This is a genomic window from Nonomuraea sp. NPDC048901, assembly GCF_040649695.1.
GTDB lineage: Bacteria > Actinomycetota > Actinomycetes > Streptosporangiales > Streptosporangiaceae > Nonomuraea.
This window is the reverse complement of the sequence record NZ_JBEZFW010000009.1, coordinates 20,734-38,681: the sequence shown is the minus strand read 5'-3', so window position 1 is coordinate 38,681 and position 17,948 is coordinate 20,734. Positions and strand designations below refer to the sequence as shown.

Annotated in this window: 16 protein-coding genes; 12 read left to right on the top strand and 4 right to left on the bottom strand. The window is 68.7% G+C overall.

Translation table 11 applies throughout. From position 1 onward, the window contains the following. Positions 1-18 precede the first annotated feature (18 nt). Positions 19-1,587 carry a carboxyl transferase domain-containing protein gene (locus AB0C30_RS30035; RefSeq protein WP_357950885.1) on the bottom strand — a complete coding sequence of 523 codons (1,569 nt, stop codon included), beginning with the start codon at positions 1,585-1,587 and terminating at the stop codon, positions 19-21. Between the two features lie 64 nt (positions 1,588-1,651). On the opposite strand from AB0C30_RS30035, the gene AB0C30_RS30030 reads away from it, so the two are divergent. The 5 genes from AB0C30_RS30030 (at position 1,652) to AB0C30_RS30010 (ending at position 5,423) form a co-directional block, all read left to right on the top strand. Beyond that, positions 1,652-2,236 carry a TetR/AcrR family transcriptional regulator gene (locus AB0C30_RS30030; RefSeq protein ID WP_357950883.1) on the top strand — a complete coding sequence of 195 codons (585 nt, stop codon included), beginning with the start codon at positions 1,652-1,654 and terminating at the stop codon, positions 2,234-2,236. A gap of 223 nt (positions 2,237-2,459) precedes the next feature. Further along, positions 2,460-2,942 (top strand): PadR family transcriptional regulator, encoded by a 483-nt coding sequence (locus tag AB0C30_RS30025; RefSeq protein ID WP_357950880.1) that lies wholly within the window; start codon positions 2,460-2,462, stop codon positions 2,940-2,942. Positions 2,943-2,945: 3 nt separating this feature from the next. Then, positions 2,946-3,926, top strand: coding sequence for an ATP-binding cassette domain-containing protein (locus AB0C30_RS30020; RefSeq protein ID WP_357950877.1), 981 nt, complete (start codon positions 2,946-2,948; stop codon positions 3,924-3,926). A 37-nt stretch (positions 3,927-3,963) separates the two neighbouring features. Continuing rightward, on the top strand, positions 3,964-4,818 hold the full coding sequence (locus tag AB0C30_RS30015; protein WP_357950873.1) for an ABC transporter permease: 855 nt from the start codon (positions 3,964-3,966) through the stop codon (positions 4,816-4,818). Positions 4,819-4,994: 176 nt separating this feature from the next. After that, on the top strand, positions 4,995-5,423 hold the full coding sequence (locus AB0C30_RS30010) for a hypothetical protein (protein ID WP_357950870.1): 429 nt from the start codon (positions 4,995-4,997) through the stop codon (positions 5,421-5,423). A 60-nt stretch (positions 5,424-5,483) separates the two neighbouring features. Here the strand turns inward: AB0C30_RS30010 and AB0C30_RS30005 are convergent, their stop codons facing one another. Next, the gene (locus AB0C30_RS30005; protein ID WP_357950868.1) at positions 5,484-6,833 is read right to left on the bottom strand and encodes a hypothetical protein; all 1,350 of its coding nucleotides are present in this window, start codon (positions 6,831-6,833) and stop codon (positions 5,484-5,486) included. A gap of 198 nt (positions 6,834-7,031) precedes the next feature. Here AB0C30_RS30005 and AB0C30_RS30000 point away from each other — a divergent pair, with 198 nt between their 5' ends. After that, positions 7,032-9,251, top strand: a complete 2,220-nt coding sequence (locus tag AB0C30_RS30000) for a thiamine pyrophosphate-dependent enzyme (RefSeq protein ID WP_357950865.1) — start codon at positions 7,032-7,034, stop codon at positions 9,249-9,251. Between the two features lie 41 nt (positions 9,252-9,292). Here the strand turns inward: AB0C30_RS30000 and AB0C30_RS29995 are convergent, their stop codons facing one another. Both AB0C30_RS29995 and AB0C30_RS29990 read right to left on the bottom strand, forming a co-directional pair. Continuing rightward, positions 9,293-10,954, bottom strand: a complete 1,662-nt coding sequence (locus AB0C30_RS29995; protein WP_357950862.1) for an LLM class flavin-dependent oxidoreductase — start codon at positions 10,952-10,954, stop codon at positions 9,293-9,295. Positions 10,955-11,019: 65 nt separating this feature from the next. After that, positions 11,020-11,190 carry a hypothetical protein gene (locus AB0C30_RS29990; RefSeq protein WP_357950859.1) on the bottom strand — a complete coding sequence of 57 codons (171 nt, stop codon included), beginning with the start codon at positions 11,188-11,190 and terminating at the stop codon, positions 11,020-11,022. Between AB0C30_RS29990 and AB0C30_RS29985 the strand changes: the two genes are divergently transcribed. The 6 genes from AB0C30_RS29985 (at position 11,177) to AB0C30_RS29960 (ending at position 17,776) form a co-directional block, all read left to right on the top strand. Continuing rightward, positions 11,177-12,244 carry a DUF5937 family protein gene (locus AB0C30_RS29985; protein ID WP_357950856.1) on the top strand — a complete coding sequence of 356 codons (1,068 nt, stop codon included), beginning with the start codon at positions 11,177-11,179 and terminating at the stop codon, positions 12,242-12,244. The two genes, AB0C30_RS29990 and AB0C30_RS29985, sit on opposite strands and share 14 nt — an antisense overlap. 79 nt (positions 12,245-12,323) lie before the next feature. Next, positions 12,324-12,485, top strand: coding sequence for a hypothetical protein (locus AB0C30_RS29980; RefSeq protein WP_357950853.1), 162 nt, complete (start codon positions 12,324-12,326; stop codon positions 12,483-12,485). Between the two features lie 637 nt (positions 12,486-13,122). After that, positions 13,123-15,096: a serine protease gene (locus AB0C30_RS29975; protein ID WP_357950850.1), complete on the top strand. Its 1,974-nt coding sequence runs from the start codon at positions 13,123-13,125 to the stop codon at positions 15,094-15,096. Continuing rightward, entirely contained in the window at positions 15,054-16,106 is a 1,053-nt protein-coding gene (locus AB0C30_RS29970; RefSeq protein WP_357950848.1) for an endonuclease/exonuclease/phosphatase family protein, read from the top strand. Before AB0C30_RS29975 ends, AB0C30_RS29970 begins: the two co-directional genes overlap by 43 nt. A 178-nt stretch (positions 16,107-16,284) precedes the next feature. After that, a complete protein-coding gene (locus tag AB0C30_RS29965; protein ID WP_357950846.1) occupies positions 16,285-16,926 on the top strand; it encodes an RNA polymerase sigma factor in 642 nt (213 codons plus the stop codon). Further along, positions 16,919-17,776, top strand: a complete 858-nt coding sequence (locus AB0C30_RS29960; protein ID WP_357950843.1) for a CU044_5270 family protein — start codon at positions 16,919-16,921, stop codon at positions 17,774-17,776. Before AB0C30_RS29965 ends, AB0C30_RS29960 begins: the two co-directional genes overlap by 8 nt. The last annotated feature ends 172 nt before the right edge of the window (positions 17,777-17,948 follow it).

Below are 17,948 nucleotides of genomic sequence, written 5' to 3'. Positions count from 1 at the left end.
GCAGCGTGGTCAACGTGGTCACATCCGGAAGACGCCGTAGCCGACGGGGTCGAGCGGGGCGTTGGCCGCCGCGGAGAGTGCCAGACCGAGGACCGTACGGGTGTCGAGCGGGTCGATCACGCCGTCGTCCCACAGCCGGGCCGTGGAGTAGTAGGGATTGCCCTGGTGCTCGTACTGCGCCCTGATGGCCTCCGCGTCGGCGTTGCCGACGGTTGTGAGCACGTTCGCGGCCTGCTCGCCGCCCATGACCGAGATGCGGGCGTTCGGCCACATCCACAGGAACCTGGGAGAGTACGCCCGCCCGGCCATCGCGTAGTTGCCCGCGCCGAACGACCCGCCGATCACCACGGTGAACTTCGGCACCCTGGCGCAGGAGACCGCGGTGACCATCTTGGCGCCGTGCTTGGCGATGCCGCCCGCCTCGTACGCCTTGCCGACCATGAACCCGCTGATGTTCTGCAGGAACACCAGCGGGATGCGCCTGCGGTCGCACAGCTCGATGAAGTGCGCCCCCTTCAGGGCGGACTCGCTGAACAGGATGCCGTTGTTCGCGATGATCCCGACCGGGTGCCCGTGCAGGTGGGCGAAGCCGGTGACCAGCGTCGCGCCGTACTCGGCTTTGAACTCCAGGAACCGCGAGCCGTCGACGAGCCGCGCGATGATCTCCCGCACCTCGTACGGCCGGCGGGTGTCGGCGGGCACGATGCCGTAGAGGTCGCGCGGGTCGTGGCGGGGCTCCTCGGGCTCGACCCGGTCCCAGGGCCGCTCGGCTCTCGGGGCCAGCGTGGAGACGATGTCGCGGACGATGGCCAGCGCGTGCGCGTCGTCGTCGGCCAGGTGGTCGGTGACGCCGCTGACGCGGGCGTGCAGGTCGCCGCCGCCCAGCTCCTCGGCCGTGACCTCCTCGCCGGTGGCCGCCTTCACCAGCGGCGGGCCGCCGAGGAAGATGGTGCCCTGGTCGCGCACGATGACGGCCTCGTCGCTCATGGCCGGGACGTACGCGCCGCCCGCCGTACACGATCCCAGCACGGCGGCGATCTGCGGGATGCCGCGCGCGGACATCGTGGCCTGGTTGTAGAAGATGCGGCCGAAGTGCTCCCGGTCGGGGAAGACCTCGTCCTGCTTGGGGAGGAACGCGCCGCCCGAGTCGACCAGGTACACGCACGGCAGGTGGTTGTGCAGCGCCACCTCCTGCGCGCGCAGGTGCTTCTTGACGGTGATCGGGTAGTACGTGCCGCCCTTCACGGTGGCGTCGTTGGCCACGACCACGCACTCGCGCCCGGCGATCCGGCCGACGCCGGTGATGATCCCGGCGGCCGGCGCCTGGTCGTCGTAGAGGCCGTTGGCGGCCAGCGGCGACAGCTCCAGGAAGCGGGAGCCGGGGTCGAGCAGGCCGTCGACGCGGTCGCGCGGCAGCAGCTTGCCGCGTTCGACGTGGCGCTGCCGCGACCGCTCGGGACCGCCCGCGGCGGCCACGGCGAGGCGCTCCAGCAGGTCGGCGGCGAGCCGCTCGTTGAGCTCGGCGTTGTGCTTGTACGCCTCGCTGCCGGGGTTCGCGGCCGAGTTCAGCACCGGCCAGTCGCTCATGTATCCCCCTCCGTTATGAGGCAGATGTTAGTCATCATTAACGTAACCGTCTACCATGTGAGACGTGACGACGACGCGGAGCCGGGGCAGCCGGCGCCTGGAGATCCTCGGCGCGGCCGCGAACCTGTTCGCCGCGCGCGGCTTCCACGGCGTCTCGATCGAGGACATCGGCGGCGCCGTCGGCGTCTCGGGCCCGGCGCTCTATCGCCACTTCAGCGGCAAGGAGGCGCTGCTCGCCGAGATGCTGCTGGGCATCAGCTCGCGGCTGCGCGAATCGGCCGCCGCGGCGGTCACCTCGCCCGGCGGGCCCGAGGAGACGCTCGACGCGCTCCTGAACGTGCAGATCACCTTCGCGCTCGAACAGCCCGCGCTGATCACCGTGCACGACCGGGAGCTGGGCAACGTGCCCGAGCCGGAGCGGCGGCAGATCAGGCGGCTGCAGCGGCTGTACGTCGAGGAATGGGTCACCGTGCTGGCCGAGCTGCATCCGTCGTGCCCGCCCCCGCGCCTGCGGGCCGCCACGCACGCCGTCTTCGGGCTGCTCAACTCCACGCCGCACAGCGCCGGCGAGCTCCCCGCGCGCGCCATGCGCCTCCTCCTGCACGCGATGGCCCGGGCCGCCATCGCGGCCTCGGTTAAGGCTCACTAACACAGCGCCACAACACCCAAAAATGGGGCTATTCATGCCAACTATCTAGATATATCGTCACGCTATCTCGATAGTTGGAGGCGTGATGCGTGATCCACACATGTGGGAAGGGCCGCCCGGCGCCCCACCGCCACCGCACCCCCCGCTTCCCCCGGGCCCGCCTGGTCCGCCGGTCTTTTCGGGCGGCGGGCCGGGAATGGGAGGTGCGCCGGGGATGGGCGGCATGCCCGATGTGCCGCCGATGGGCTGGGAGGGCGGCGCTCCGCGCGTACGGCGGGGAGACGTCAGGGCCGCGCTGCTGAGCCTGCTCGCCGAAGGGCCGAAGAACGGCTACCAGATGATCCAGGACATAGAGGAGCGCAGCCGCGGAGTGTGGCGGCCCAGTCCCGGCTCGGTCTATCCGGCACTCCAGCAACTGGAGGACGAGGGCCTGGTAACCGGTGACGACACCGGCGGTTCCCGGCTCTACAGCCTGACCGAGCAGGGCCGTGAGCGGGCCGTACGTCATCTCGACGGCGAGCCGCCCTGGGACGAGGTGGCGCGCTCCGTGCCCGAGGACCGGCACGAGCTGCGACTGCTGTGGGCCCAGCTCAACGAGGCGTTCAGCCACCTGGCGCGGACGGCCAACGACCAGCAGGTCGTCCGGGCCAAGAAGCTGCTCAGGCAGACGCGCAAGTCCGTTTTCCAGATCCTCGCGGAGGACTGAGCGATGACAGACGCGGCGGTGGCCGTACACGGCTTAAGGAAGGACTACGGGAAGATCGAGGCCGTCAAAGGCGTCGACTTCGACGTGGCCCCCGGCGAGGTCTTCGGCTTCCTCGGCCCGAACGGAGCCGGGAAGACCACCACGATCAGCATGCTCTGCACACTCGTCAACCCGACCGGCGGCAGCGCGACGGTCGCCGGGTACGACGTGGTGCGCCAGCGCGACGAGGTACGCCGGAACATCGGCCTGGTCTTCCAGGACCCGACGCTCGACAGCTACCTGAGCGCCGAGCAGAACCTGCGCTTCCACGCCGAGCTGTACGGTGTGCCGAAGAGCGTCGTCGGCGACCGGATCCGGCAGGTCATGGAGATGGTCGCGCTCTGGGACCGCAAGGACGCCAAGGTCATGACGTTCTCCGGCGGCATGAAGCGGCGGCTGGAGATCGCCCGCGGGCTCCTGCACTCACCCCGGGTGCTGTTCCTGGACGAGCCCACGGTCGGCCTCGACCCGCAGACCCGCTCGGCCATCTGGGGCTACATCAACCAGCTCCGGCGCCTGGAGGACATCACCATCTTCATGACCACCCACTACATGGACGAGGCCGAGTACTGCGACCGGATCGCGATCATCGACCACGGCGAGGTCGTCGTCATCGACTCGCCGGAGGCGCTGAAGGCCAGCGTCGGCAAGGATCGGGTACAGATCCACACCGGCGACGACGCCGCCGCGATCCGGGCGCTGCGCGAGGAGTTCGGCCTGGAGGCGGCCGTACACGAGGGCGCGGTGACGTTCGCCGTGGCGTCGGGCGAGGAGTTCGTGCCCCGGCTGTTCGCCGAGTTGGGCATGCCGATCAGGTCGGTGAGCGTCTCACGGCCCTCACTCGACGACGTGTTCATGAACTACACGGGTTCCACGATCCGCGACGCCGAGGAAGGCGGCGAGTCGGGCGGCCGGACGTGGATGAGAGCGATGGCGAGGCGGTAGTCATGGCCTGGATCAACGCGATGGCGGGGTGGTAGGGATGGCGACAGAGGCGATCGGCGTCCGGGTGCCGGTGCAAGGCGCCGGGCACGACCTCCGGGCGGTCAAGGTGGTGCTGCACCGGGAGCTGCTGCGGTTCGTCAACGACCGCACCCGCATGCTGTCGATGCTGCTGCAGCCGGTGCTGTGGCTGTTCGTGATGGGCACCGGGCTCGGCTCACTGGTGCGCGGCGCCATCCCGGGCATCGACTACCGCACCTTCATGTATCCCGGCATGATCTCGATGACCGTGATCATGACCGGCATGTTCTCGGCCGGGTCCATCGTGTGGGACCGCGAGTTCGGCTTCCTGCGCGAGATGCTCGTCGCCCCGGTCTCACGCGCGGCGATCGTGGTCGGCAAGTGCCTGGGCGGGGCCGTGGTGGCCACCGGGCAGGGCGTCATCATCCTGGCGATGGCCGGGCTGGTCGGCGTACCGTACTCGCCGGCACTGATCGTGACGATGCTGGCGGAGATGTTCCTCGCGGCGTTCACGATCACGGCGTTCGGGGTGATGCTGGCGGCCCGGATGCGGAACATGCAGACCTTCTTCGGTCTCATGCAGATGGCGATCATGCCGATGCTGTTCCTGTCGGGGGCCATGTTTCCGCTGGCCAACCTGCCGTCGTGGCTGCACCTGCTGACGGTGATCAACCCGATGACGTACGCGGTGGACCCGATGCGGCACGCGGTGTTCTCCCACCTCGACGTGCCCGCACAGGTGAACGCGGTGCTCAATCCCGGGGTCCGGTGGTTCGACTTCCAGGTGCCGGTGGGGGTGGAGCTCGGGGTTGTGGCCTTGCTGGGGGCCGTTCTGCTTGGGGTTGGGATCGCGCAGTTCAGGCGGGCGGAGTAGGTCGTACAGGTTTTCGTATCTGGTTGCGACGCTCCGGTCACGGAGGGTAACTTCTGCGATGCAAGCGCAATCCCCCCTTCAAAGGAGCGCCAGAGTTGGACTTGCACGCGGCAGTGATTGAGCTCGAGGGCCGGGTCTCCGTACTCGAGAGACGTACAGTTAGCGGTGTGCCTGACATGACGGTCGCCGAACGGTTCAACACCCACCATGAGCGCGCGGACGCCATGGGCAAGAACATCCTCGACAAGATCGACAAGCGGACCAAAGAGCTCAACCAGAAGATCGACAGCCGGGCGAACCAGCTCGACGAGAAGATCTACACGCTCAATAGCGACACATTGGATGGCTTCGACCGGGTCAACCAAGACATTGCAAAGGTCAATCATCGCCTCGATCAGCAGAACACCAGGCTCGACAACCTCGAGTTGTCCATGGCCCGTCGATTCGAGGCCGTCGACAAGGACATAGCCGAACTCAAGACCGATGTCAGTGAGCTCAAGACGGGAGTCGGTGAGCTCAAGACCGATGTGGGTGAGCTCAAGACCGGGTTCGGTGAGCTCAAGTCGATGCTCATCAGCCTCGGCGCGAAAGCCCCCGAGTCCTAGCAAAGACGCATGAGGCCCGGAGCAACCTGCCCCGGGCCTCAAACCAGCGATTCCGACGTGTTACCGCTTCACGCGGACATAGTCACTACGGCTGCTGTCTCCGTAGAAATCGTCGTCCCCGCCGAACACGAACTTCCACGAGCCCGACTTCCACGCCTTGACCCTGACGTACAGCTTGCCGCTGTCACCGGACCGCGTGGTCTTCACGTACTGCCACTTGTGCGAGCCGACCGGCTTGAAGTACAGCGCGACCTTGCCCGCGTACCCCTCCCAGGATCCGCTGTCGTCGATCTGCAGCACGCCCCTGGCCTTCAGGTACCTGCCGCGCTTGACCGGCTCCGGGTAGGCGTTGAACTTGATCACCCGGCTGGCCGACTTGTCGGCCGTCGGCGGCGGGGTGGGCTCGAGGACCTTGACCCAGGCGGCGTCGGAGACCGAGCCCTTGACGCCCCTGGTCCCCGCGAACGCGGCCCGCCACCAGCCCGAGGACTGCGCGGTCGCGGTGGCCCAGAAGCGGCCGTCGCGGTTCGTCACGTCGCTGGTGACGTACTCCCAGCGGCGTGAGCCGTCCTGCCTGAAGTAGATCGAGACCCGCTGGCCGGGCAGGGCCTGCCAGCGCTCGACTTGCAGGGTGCCGGTGAAGTTCAGCCGGGCGCCCTTGTCGGCGGGCGCGGGGGTGACGTCGAAGCCGACGATCCTGCTGTCGGAATTGTGCCTGATCCGGACGTCGACCCGGTCGCTGTCGCTGACCGATGCCCTGGCTTCCTTGTTCCCGCCGAACTCGGCCCGCCACCAGCCGGTGGCATCGGCGCGCACCCTGGTGCTGAACCAGCCGTCGCGGCCGCTCGTGACCGTGGCGACCCGGCGGTAGGCGTCGGCACTCCGCTCACGGAAAGTAATCGCCACGACCCCGGTGTATCCCTTGCCGTCGGCCAGGAGTCGGCCGGAGACCCTGATCATGTCGCCGCGGTGCACCTGGCCGGGGCTGGCGCCGAAGTCCACGATCTTGGTGACGAGGGCCTTCTGGACGTCGAAGGTGCCGCTGGCGGACTTGTCGCCGTCACCGTGGGCGATGGCGAGGAAGCTCCACTTTCCGGCGTCCTTCGCCTCGAAGCTCTTCGTACCGGTCCACTTCGTCCACACGCCGAACGGCGCCGACTTGAGGTCGATGGGCGTGCCGACGCTCAGGCCGGGCGGCTTGAGCTGGAGTTCGGCCTTTCCGGCGTCCTTGGTGGTGAACGTGAACGTCACCGTGACCGGCTTGTCGAAGACCACGGCCGGGGAGCCCGGACTGAGGTCCACATTGGAGATGGCGGGGGCCTTGGCCGCGGCCGACGCCGATGGTGCCAGGGCGAGAAGCCCGGCGGCCGTCGCGAGCGCGACGGCGGCGACACGGATGCGTTGTAACATGCGGGTTCCTTTCTGGATCCCCTGGTGCTCAACGCGGCATTGAGGGTGCCACGCTTATCTTTCCCAGTAGACATTCAGGTTGGCCAGAAAGTTGCGAAATCTGACAACTTGTTATAGATCGGGGTCAATCGGACCGGTCCACAACATGTCACTCCCGACGGGCAGACGAACCCGGGATCGGGGCGACATAATCGCCTTGTGGCGCGCGACACTGTTGAGACTCATTTCACCCAAGCCATTGCGACGCTGAAGGGGGGCGCGGCCCGTGATCCCGGCCGGCCCGTCCGCGAGGGCGCGTCGCTGACCGGTGAGCAGTGCCGCACCCTCTTCCAGCGCCAGCTCGACAGCCGCCTGCTCGACATCGCGGCCCGCTGGCTGCGCGCGCAGGAGCAGTCCTTCTACACGATCGGCTCGGCCGGGCACGAGGGCAACGCGGCGGTCGCCGCCGCGCTGCGGCCCGGCGACCCCGCGCTGCTGCACTACCGCTCCGGCGCCTTCTACCTGACCCGGTCCGAGCAGGCCGGACGGCTGCCCGAGCAGGGCATCCGCGACGTGCTCATGGGGCTGGCCGCCGCGGCCGACGAGCCGATCGCGGGCGGCCGGCACAAGGTGTTCGGCCATCCCGACCTGGCGATCATCCCGCAGACCTCGACGATCGCCAGCCACCTGCCGCGCGCGGTGGGCGTCGCCTTCGCCATCGAGCGGGGCCGCGCGCTGGGCGTTCCCACGCCGTGGGCGGACGACGCGATCACCGTGTGCAGCTTCGGCGACGCCTCGGTAAACCACGCCACGGCGCTGACCGGGTTCAACACCGCCGCCTACGCCACGCATCAGGGGCAGGCGCTGCCGATCCTGTTCGTGTGCGAGGACAACGGCATCGGCATCAGCGTCCGCACGCCCAAGGGCTGGGTGGCGGCGAGCGCGCGGCGTCCCGGCATCGAATACTTCGCCGCCGACGGCTGCGACCTGGCCGACGCCTACGACACGGCCGTCCGGGCGGTCCAGCACGTACGCGACAACCGCTCCCCCGCGTTCCTGCACCTGAGCACGGTCCGGCTCATGGGCCACGCCGGCTCCGACGTCGAGTCCGCCTACCGCACCCAGCGGGAGATCCGCGCCGACATGGAGCGCGACCCGCTCCTGGCCACCGCCCGGCTGCTGGTCGAAGCGGGGCTGGTCACGCCCGACGAGCTGCTCATGCAGTACGAGTCGTCGCGCGAGCACATACTGCGGATCGCCCTGGAGACCACCCGCAGTCCGCGCCTCGGCTCGGCCAAGGAGATCATGGAGCCGCTCGCGCCCCGCCGGCCCGAGATGATCGCCAGGATCAGCCCGGTGGCGGCCGAGGCGTCGGTCAGAGAACGCGCCTTCGCCGGTTCCCTGCCCGAGGCCGAGAAGCAACTGACCCTCTCCCAGGCCATCAACCGCACCCTGACCGACGCGCTCGCCGTCTACCCGGAGATGATGGTCTTCGGCGAGGACGTCGCCAAGAAGGGCGGCGTCTACGGCGTCACCCGGGGGCTGCAGAAGCGGTTCGGTGGCGGGCGGGTGTTCGACACGCACCTCGACGAGCAGTCCATCCTGGGGCTCGCGCTCGGGTCGGGGGTGTCGAAGCTGCTGCCCGTGCCGGAGATCCAGTATCTGGCGTACCTGCACAACGCGCTCGACCAGCTCAGGGGCGAGGCGTCGACGCTGTCGTTCTTCTCGCAGGGGGCCTATCTCAATCCGCTGGTGGTGCGGGTGGCGAGCTACGCCTACCAGAAGGGGTTCGGCGGCCACTTCCACAACGACAACGCGGTCGGGGCCCTGCGCGACATCCCCGGCCTGGTCATCGCCTCGCCGTCGCGGCCCGACGACGCGGCGGCCATGCTGCGTACCTGTCTGGCGGCGGCCCGCACGGAGGGTTCCGTGTGCGTGTTCCTGGAGCCGATCGCGCTCTATCACACGCGCGACCTGTTCGAGGAGGGCGACGCGGGCTGGCTGGCGCCCTACGCGCCGCCGTCGCGCTGGCCGGAGACGCACGTCCCGATCGGGCGGGCGCGGTCCTATGGCGACGGGCGCGACCTCACGATCGTCACCTTCGGCAACGGGCTGCGGATGAGCCTGCGCGCCGCCGTACGCCTGACGCAGGAGGGCTACGGCTGCCGGGTGCTGGACCTGCGCTGGCTGGCGCCGCTGCCGGTGGAGGACCTGGTGCGGGCGGCGGAGCTGACGGGCAAGGTGCTGATCGCCGACGAGACCCGCCACACGGGCGGGGTGTCGGAGGGGATCGTGGCCGAGCTGATGGACGCGGGGTTCTCCGGGCAGGTGGGGCGGGTGACGTCGGCGGACAGCTTCATCCCGCTGGGCGAGGCGGCCGCTCACGTGCTGATGTCCGAGGAGGAGATCGAGCAGGCGGCACGGAAGCTGCTGGGCTGAGGTCTCCTTTCAGTACGGCTCACTACGGCTTTCAGGACGACTCAGTACGGCGAAGCGCCGCCGAACATCTCCCCCACCCGGGAGGCCAGCGTCACGTCGCCCGTTATCTGGAGGCGGCCCGACATCAGCAGGGCGGCCGGGTTCGCCGTACCTGCGACGATGCGGAGCAGGTCGGCGACCGGGAGGGTGAGCGTGATGGACGGGGCGCGGGCCGGGCCGGGGAAGGCGCGGGCCCGGCGGCCTCGGATGGCGATGGTCCAGGTGGCACGGGGTTGGAGGCGGAATTCGAGAGCGCCCTGGAAACCGAAGGCCTTGTCCGGCCTGAAGGAGCGGGCCATGAGATTGAAGAGAAGCCGCTGACGGCCGGGGCTCAGCCAGCGGGTCAGGTCCTCGTCGGAGCGGCCCGCGACGAAGCGGGACAGAAGGTGCCGGCCCGTGAGGCGGGCTCGCTTGCGGGCCGCGGCGAAGACGTCCGCCGGGGTGGGCGGCGGGCGGTGGGTGACGCGGGACAGCTCCGCGTCCTCGTCGATCACGTACGGCTGGGAGAGCTTTCTGGCCGGAGAACGCCTGGACAGGGCGGCTTCGATGACCGGAGCGAGCCGGGCGGACTTGGCGCGCTCGCGCTCTTCACGGCCTTCGGTGAATGCGGGCAGGACCTTTTTCCCGAACAATTCAAGACTTTCGCAAATGTGCTCATGGCGATTCGGACCGGCCTGGAGCACGAAGATCATTTGATCCACGCCCGCCACCTCGTAGCGGCTGATGAGGTCGATGAGTTGCTGCGGACTCCCCAATGCGCCCGCGAGCGGATCCCTCCCCTGCGCCCCCACCTTTGGCTGCTCTTTCGTGAAATTTCCCCAAATGCTGCTGTGGCCGGGAGTGTGTTTCGACGGCCCGTAATAATGCGCCAGGGCATAGGCGAAGAAGGCCGCCCCCTGAGCGCCCCGATGCCGAGCCTCGGCGGGATCCTCGTGGCACATCATCGGCAGCACGACCGCCAGGTTGGCGTTGACCGCGAACCCCGCCGGCACGCACTCCGCCGACTCCAGCAGCTGGTAGTAGTCCCGCGACCACTTCCCCGCGTCCTCCGGATGCACGAACGCGAACGACAGCGCCCCGATCCCGTTCCGCGCCGCCAGATGGATCGTCTCCCGCCGCGAGCAGGCCACCCACAGGGGCGGGTGCGGCTTCTGCACGGTCTTCGGGATCACGTTGCGCGGCGGCATCCGCAGGTACGGCGAGTGCCACCCGGCGAACGGCTCCTCCACGAACATCCGGGTGATCGCATCCAGCGAGTCCTGCCACATGGCCCGCTTCCGCTCCCGATCCACGCCGAACCCGCCCAGCTCGGCCGCCGAACTGGCCTCCCCGGTGCCGAAGTCCACCCGGCCACCCGAGACGAGGTCGAGCGTGGCGACGCGTTCGGCGACCCTGGCAGGGTGGTTGACCGGCGGCGGCACCTGCACGATGCCGTGGCCGAGCCGGATGTTCCTGGTGCGCTGGGAGGCGGCGGCGAGGAACACCTCCGGGGCGGACGAGTGTGAGTACTCCTCCAGATAGTGGTGCTCGACCTCCCACACATAGTCGAACCCGACCCGGTCGGCGATCTCGACCTGCTCCAGCGCGTCGGCGTACAGGCGCTGCTCGCTGTCCGGCTCCCAGGGGCGGGGCAGCTGATGCTCGTAGAAGATTCCGAACCGCACCTCAAGCCTCCGGTCTCAGAGACGATGCTTCCCACCATACGGCGGCGACATCACCGAGTCCCGGCTCAGATCTCGCGGCGCAGTGGGCTGAGCCAGATCGGTATCCAGCTGCACGCCATGATCGACGCACCTGCCCACATCGCCGCCCCCGTACCCCAGAGCTCGCCGAGGAGACCCGCCAGCAGGCCGCCGACACCGACCGCGCCCATCAGGATCAGGCGCATGGTGGCGTTCATCCGGCCGAGCATCGAGTCGGGCGTGACCCGCTGCCGGAAGCTGACGAGCAGCACGTTGTTCAACCCGGGGCTTGAGCTGACATTCACCGCGCAGGATGCGGCCCATGTCCGTTTCGCCGTTTCTCCTCTGTGGGAGGTCGTCGCCAGCGTCCGGGTGGTGAAGAACCCGGCCGCCCATGCCGTACTCAAGCCCTGGGCCGAGCGGGTACGCCGGCGGCTCGCCGATGTCGACTGGCGGTTGCTGTCCGACCTGGTGCCGGTGCCCACGACCTCGATCGTCGGCTTCGTCAGCCCGCCACCCTCGACCTCCGTGCCCAACCTGGAGGTGGAGCTGGCCACGATGGTGGCGATGGCGCCCCTGGTCCGGGAGGGTCTCGACATCTGGGACGGTCCACCCACCAGAGCGCTCCAGGCGCTCCATGCCGACCCCGCGGGCGGTCTCGAACGGCTGGCCGAGGAGATCCGCGGCTACTGGGACGCGGCCATCGCGCCTTACTGGCCCCGGATCAGCAGCCTGCTCGACGGCGACGTGCTCTATCGCGCCAGGTCGCTGGCCGAGGGTGGCCTGCGGCACATGCTCAGCGACCTCGACACGGCCGTGACGTGGGAGGGAGAGACCCTGCGCCTGCCGAAGACGGCCTGCGAAGGAGTGCGTCCGCTGGACGGGCTGGGGCTGTTGCTCGTGCCGTCGGTGTTCACCTGGCCGCGGGTCTTCTCCATCACGACCCCGCCCTGGCAGCCCACGATCCGCTACCCGCCGCGGGGCGTCGCGACGCTCTGGGAGCACCGCGAGAGCGACCCGCCACAGGCGCTGGCCGCCGTGCTCGGCCGGACCCGCGCCCGGCTCTTGGCCGAACTCGACCAGCCCGCCTCGACCAGGGAACTGGCCACCCGCCTCGACCTGTCGGAACCGGGCGCGAACCAGCATCTCACCGCGCTCCGCAAGGCCGGACTGACCAGCGCGCACCGTACTGGGAGATATGTGCTCTATGCCCGTACGGCCGTCGCCGAGGCACTGCTGGCCGGAGAACGGCAGGATGGGAGCTCGTCCTGAGCGGGCGTGAAAGCGATCGGGCGGATCGGGGGATAAGAGATATCCGCTGATCGCCGACGAGACCCGCCACACGGGCGGGGTGTCGGAGGGGATCGTGGCCGAGCTGATGGACGCGGAGTTCTCCGGGCAGGTGGGGCGGGTGACGTCGGCGGACAGCTTCATCCCGCTGGGCGAGGCGGCCGCTCACGTGCTGATGTCCGAGGAGGAGAACGAGAAGGCGGCGCGGAAAGCTGATTTCTAGTCCGCCTTCGGTGAATGCGGGCAGAACCTTTTCCCCGAACAATTCACGGCTTTTGAAAATGTGCTCATGGCGATGGGGACCGACCTGGAGCACGAAGATCATTTGATCTACGCCCGTCGCCTCGCAGCGGGCGATGAGGTCGGCAGACTACCAAATGCGCCCGTGAGCGGATCACTACCCTGCACCCCGACCTTTGGCTGATCTTTCGTGAAATTTCCCCAAATGCCGCCGTGGCCGGGAGCGTGTTTCGACAGTCCGCCGCCGATGCCACGGCCAAGGGCTCCAGGTGGCCGTGGAGCTACTCCGACTGACCAAACCGACATGACATCCACCTTTCCGCAAAGGTCTCTCATCGAAATATCGCCGAATGTAGAAAACAAGATAGTGAGCGGTCAATTAACCCACCGCCATCTGGACTCCAGTCCTCCGCGACATGCATATTTAAATGATGTGCACCTTTTAGTGAAATCGTTGGAGCTCAGAGCGGCGGACCGCTATGGATATATCAACAGCAGTGCAGGAAAATAAAGTCAGGCATACCAAAGCCGCCGCCAAACGGTATCGCTGGAGCGGCTCCGATCGTTATGAAGCCTCGCGAAGGCAAGAGCAGGGTGAGGCGTTCCCCGACTCGCCAGAGATGCTCGCAGCCCGCACCGCCCGCCTCATCCAGCGTAACGGGGTCCCGGTCGAGGCAGCGATCGAGGCCACCCGGGGCGAGAGCCTGGACCGGACCAGGATGTACGAACGCATCCTCGGGGTGGCCAAAGAGCTGCAAGCCTGGAGCTTCCTGCCTCGGGGCGCACGGGCCGCGCGGACCGTCGCACGGATCTCGGTCAGCGAGAACGGCCGCGAGGTCCCGATCGGCACCGGCTTCCTGGTCTCACCACGGCTGCTGTTGACCAATCACCACGTGTTTCCCAGCGTCACGGCGGCGCGGTCGGCCTTTGTGGAATTCGACGCCCAAGTCACCGTCGACAATCTCCCTGACGTGTCCAGGCGGTTCGCCCTCGTCCCGGACACCTTCTTCATCGCCGACTACGATCTCGACTTCGCCCTGGTCCTGGTGAGCCCTGATGCCGACGGCCAGCCCCTGGGAGAGACGTTCGGGTGGAACAGGCTCAGTGTTCAGACGGGCAAACTGGTCATCGGAGAGCCGGTCAACATCATCGGCCATCCCAGCGGCCGGCTGAAGGAGATCTCCATCCGTGAAAACCGGCTGGAGGCACGGCTGGACAACTTCATCCAGTACCAGACCGACACCGAGCCGGGCAGTTCCGGCTCCCCGGTGTTCAACGACCAGTGGGAGGTGACGGCACTCCACCACAGTGGCGTGCCCAAGACCGACGACCAGGGACGGATCCTGCGGCGCGACGGGCAGATCTGGCACGAGGGAGACGGCGACGACGCCATCGACTGGGTCTCCAACGAGGGCGTGCGCATCAGCGTCATCCTCAAGCATCTGGCAAAGCTGACGCTCGACGACGCTCATCTGGCGCTCTTGGCCGAGATGGGGCCGGAGGCCGGGCTCCAGGACAGGACCGCCGTGCGGACGGCCGTCACCGGCACAGTCTCGCCTCCCGCCCCTTCGGTCGACGGGCTACCCGTCGAATCAGCCGTACGGGTCGGCGTCGGCCTGGCCGCCGGCCCGGGCGCGTTCGGCGGGTCCAGGCATCTGGTCTTCCTGCACGGCCGTGCCCAGCAGGACCATGACCCGGAGCAACTGCGCCGGTACTGGACCGCTGGGTTGAACGGCGGGCTCACCCGAGCGGGGCTGGCCACGATCGCACCGGCCGACGTCTGGTTCCCCTTCTACGCACAACAGCTCGTCCAGGCCATGCGAACACGGGGAGAAGCCCTTCCCCGCTCACCGCGGGAGATGGTCGACGATCCGGTCGATGCGGCCGCGCCGGGATCCGGCGCCACGCGTCAGCTGTACGAGCAGATGATCATTGAGGCGGCGGACCGGGCAGGTATGCCCGCCGAGCGGCTGGTCCGGAGGGAAGGGCTGGGCGATGCCGTACACCAGGGCTTGAGCTGGCTGGCCAACACCACCAACCTGGATCGGCTGCTCATAGCCGCGATCTTCGCGGATGTGGCCGCCTACCTCGACGACCAGCGAATCCGGGAGGCGGTTCTGGACTGCGTGCTCCAGACGATGCCGCAGACCGGCCGGTTGGTGCTGGTCAGCCACAGCCTGGGCACGGTGGTCGCCGTGGACCTGCTCACCCGGCTCGACCCGAGGGTCGAGGTCGAACTACTTCTCACCGCCGGCAGCCCGCTCGGTATGGACAGCGTCTACCAGCGCCTGCTCACCGGCGGGGCCCAGCGTCCAGACCGAGTGGCCCACTGGGTCAATGTCTGGTGCCCCATCGATCCGGTCGCCATCGGCTGCCCGCTGCGCGACCGCTGGCAGGGTGAGCTGACCGAAGTCCCCGTCGCCAACCCCGCAAGCCGGGCCCACGACATCGAGGAGTATCTCGCTCACCCCGAGGTCGCCCGTGTGATCGGGACTCCGCTCACGTCACCGGCCCCGGTCATCATGCGTTCGATGAATGGAGGGACAAAGCCATGGCCACACTCAAGGTCGCGACGGTCAACGGCGAGTGGATGAACGACTGGTTCACCCTCGACGCGCAACCGGCGGCGTTCAAGCCGACATTCTCCCGCGATGGCGAGCAGGGAGTCACCGCGGAGGCCGCCGGCCGCTTGGGCGGGCTGATCTCCGCCGTCGACGCGGACATCGTCGCGCTGGTGGAGGCGCCAAGCCGAGCAGCGGAACTGGCGCTGTTCATCCACGACTATCTGACCGTTGGCGGAACCGCCACGTACGACTTCGTGCTGGGCGATTCCGGTGGAAGTCAGAAGCTGGCCCTGTTGTTCAAACCCGATCGTGTCGCGGTCACTCTCACTCCTTCGACGGAGGCGGCGCCGTTCATCGAGCCGTGGCTGGCCGACGTCGACGGCGACGCGGTGCTCGACGAGTACGCGTTCACCAGGAACCCGCTGTGCTGCACCGCCGATGTCTCCGGTACCCGATTGGAGGTAGTGGTCGCGCATCTGAAGTCGAACTTCATCAACCAGGGCCGTGCGTTGTGGCAGGACCCTGCCCGGCGCCCGGATTTCATTCGCGCCTCGTTGCGGAACCGGCGACGGATCGCCACTGAGGCGATGCGGATCCGCGGAGCCATGGAGCGGCGCTTGGACGCCGATCCGGCCTCGGCGTTCATCGTGCTCGGAGACCTGAACGACGGCCCTGGCCAGGACTACTTCGAGGAGTTGTACCTCGCGCACAACGTCACCGACATCCTCGTCGGCTCACCGTATCGGCCCGAGCGACTGTTCGGCCATGCCCAGGCCGATGTGGCTGAGGACAAGCGCTACAGCGCCGTGTTCGACGATTTCGTCACCGACGAGCCGCACCGGCACATGCTGCTGGACCACATCCTCCTCTCACCCGCCCTGACGAACGGCGGGGCAGGCGGGGCATCGCTGACCAAGGTGCCGGGGTCCGGTCGCATCGAACATGACGCCTGGGAAGCCCAGATCTCCGGCGACGGATCCGCACGGGACCACCGCGCGACCGATCACCGCCCGGCCAGCGTCACTCTCACTCATCCCTGAGACGCTCTTCCGGCGCCGGCTCAGGGCGGCGGGGGCGTACGGAAGGAGCTCGTCCGGGCGGGATGGGTATCTGCCCTGAGCGAGCGTGAAAGCGATCGGGCGGATCGGGGGATAAGAGATATCCGCTGATCGTTCGAAGGGTGGCACATGACGGGGCAAGCATTGTGAAGGGGCGACCGTGGTGACGGCACTGTCCTGGATCTCCGGCCACGCCGCCCAGGGATCGGTCGAGCGGGAGCCGGAGTCCCTCGACCGGGCCGGGGGCGCGCCCGGGTCGCTCGTGGACGCCGAGGTGTTCGGGGCGGTGTTCGACGCCTGTTTCAGCGACATCCACGGCTATGTCGCCCAGCGCCTCGGTGCGGACCATGCTGAGGACGTCGTCTCCGACACGTTCCTCATCGCGTTCAGGAAGCGCGCGCAGTACGACCCGGCGCGCGCGACCGTGCGGGCCTGGCTGTTCGGCATCGCGACGAAGCTCATCGGCAAGCACCGCCGCCTGGAGGCGCGGACGCTGCGCGCGCTGGGACGGTACGGTCCCGACCGCGACGCGCCGGGACACGAGGACCGGGTGACCGCGCGGGTCAGCGCCCAGAGCCTGCAGCCGAACCTGGCCTCCGCCCTGGCGGCGCTGGATCAGCGCGATCGCGACGTCATCCTGCTCGTCGCGCTGGCCGGGCTGAGCCATGAGGAGATCGCCACGGCGCTCGGCATCCCGTACGGCACGGTCGGCTCCCGGCTGAGCCGGGCCAGGAAGAAGCTGCGCGGCTCCCTGGGCGACACCAATCCGCTGCTCGCCCCCGAGGAGGCCGACCATGGATGAGCTGTCGTCGATCCGCGAGCTGTACGGCGAGCCCTCGGCCGACCCGGCGCTCAAGGCCAGGGTCCGCGAGCGGCTGGACGCCGAGCGCTCCTCGCGTACGTCGTGGCTCTCCTGGAGAGGGGTCGTGGGCAGTCTCGCCGCGGCGGCGGTCGCCGTGACGGCCGTGGTGGCGCTCGCTTCGCCCCGTACGCCCGGCTCGGCGGTCTCCGGGCGGTCGATCCTGCTGGCCGCGGCGACCACGGCGGCGTCGGGTCCCGCCGACAAGGGGACGTACTGGCACATCGAGAAGCTCCACGACGGCACGAAGGTCACCGACCTCTGGGCGACCCCCGACGGGAAGGCGTGGACGGGCGAGCGGGTGACGGGCCGGCCCTCGAAGGTCGTCGCGGTCTCGGGACGGGCGCCGTTCAGCATGGCGGGGAAGGATCTGACGGTCGAGCAGATCCAGCGGCTGCCGTCCGACCCGGCCGCGCTGAAGGAGTGGGTGATCGGGATGCTGCCCGCCGGGTCCGGCGACGATGTCCTGGCGGACGCGCTCAGCGGGCTGCTGTGGAGCAAGCCGTCACCACCGGCCGTCCGGGCGGCGGCCTATCGGCTGCTCGGTGACCTGCCGAACGTCCGGTACCTGGGCCGGAAGACGGACCAGCGGGGACGTACCGGTGACGCGTTCACCTTCAGCCTGGCCGGCGATCCGCCGGTCCAGCGGACGCTGATCATCGATGTGACCAGTTCGCAGGTGCTGGCCAGCTCCAACACCACGGGGACGAGCGGCCCGCAGACGTCCGAGGTGGTCCTGGGCGCCGGTTGGACCGACAAGGGTCCGGCGGAATCCGCAAGCACCCGTCCATAACCCCATAGGTCAGGGCACACCCGTGCCCTGATCTCACCGCCGCGCGGGCGTCTGTGCCACGCGCTCGCACCGCCGCGCTCGGTTCTCGCGCGCCGCGGCCCTCCCCCGCAAGTGAAGCTCGCGCGCCGCCGTTCGCGCCGCGTGTGGGTTTCGCGCGCCCGAAATCAGGAGT

Bases quoted from the DNA above. Each gene is read 5' to 3' on its own strand.
- AB0C30_RS30025 (WP_357950880.1), top strand. From the start codon at position 2,460: ATGCCCGATGTGCCGCCGATGGGCTGGGAGGGCGGCGCTCCGCGCGTA.
- AB0C30_RS29970 (WP_357950848.1), top strand. From the start codon at position 15,054: ATGGCCACACTCAAGGTCGCGACGGTCAACGGCGAGTGGATGAACGAC.
- AB0C30_RS30015 (WP_357950873.1), top strand. From the start codon at position 3,964: ATGGCGACAGAGGCGATCGGCGTCCGGGTGCCGGTGCAAGGCGCCGGG.
- AB0C30_RS30010 (WP_357950870.1), top strand. From the start codon at position 4,995: ATGACGGTCGCCGAACGGTTCAACACCCACCATGAGCGCGCGGACGCC.
- AB0C30_RS30005 (WP_357950868.1), bottom strand. From the start codon at position 6,833: ATGTTACAACGCATCCGTGTCGCCGCCGTCGCGCTCGCGACGGCCGCC.
- AB0C30_RS29975 (WP_357950850.1), top strand. From the start codon at position 13,123: ATGCTCGCAGCCCGCACCGCCCGCCTCATCCAGCGTAACGGGGTCCCG.
- AB0C30_RS30020 (WP_357950877.1), top strand. From the start codon at position 2,946: ATGACAGACGCGGCGGTGGCCGTACACGGCTTAAGGAAGGACTACGGG.
- AB0C30_RS29985 (WP_357950856.1), top strand. From the start codon at position 11,177: ATGGTGGCGTTCATCCGGCCGAGCATCGAGTCGGGCGTGACCCGCTGC.
- AB0C30_RS30035 (WP_357950885.1), bottom strand. From the start codon at position 1,587: ATGAGCGACTGGCCGGTGCTGAACTCGGCCGCGAACCCCGGCAGCGAG.
- AB0C30_RS29990 (WP_357950859.1), bottom strand. From the start codon at position 11,190: ATGAACGCCACCATGCGCCTGATCCTGATGGGCGCGGTCGGTGTCGGC.
- AB0C30_RS29960 (WP_357950843.1), top strand. From the start codon at position 16,919: ATGGATGAGCTGTCGTCGATCCGCGAGCTGTACGGCGAGCCCTCGGCC.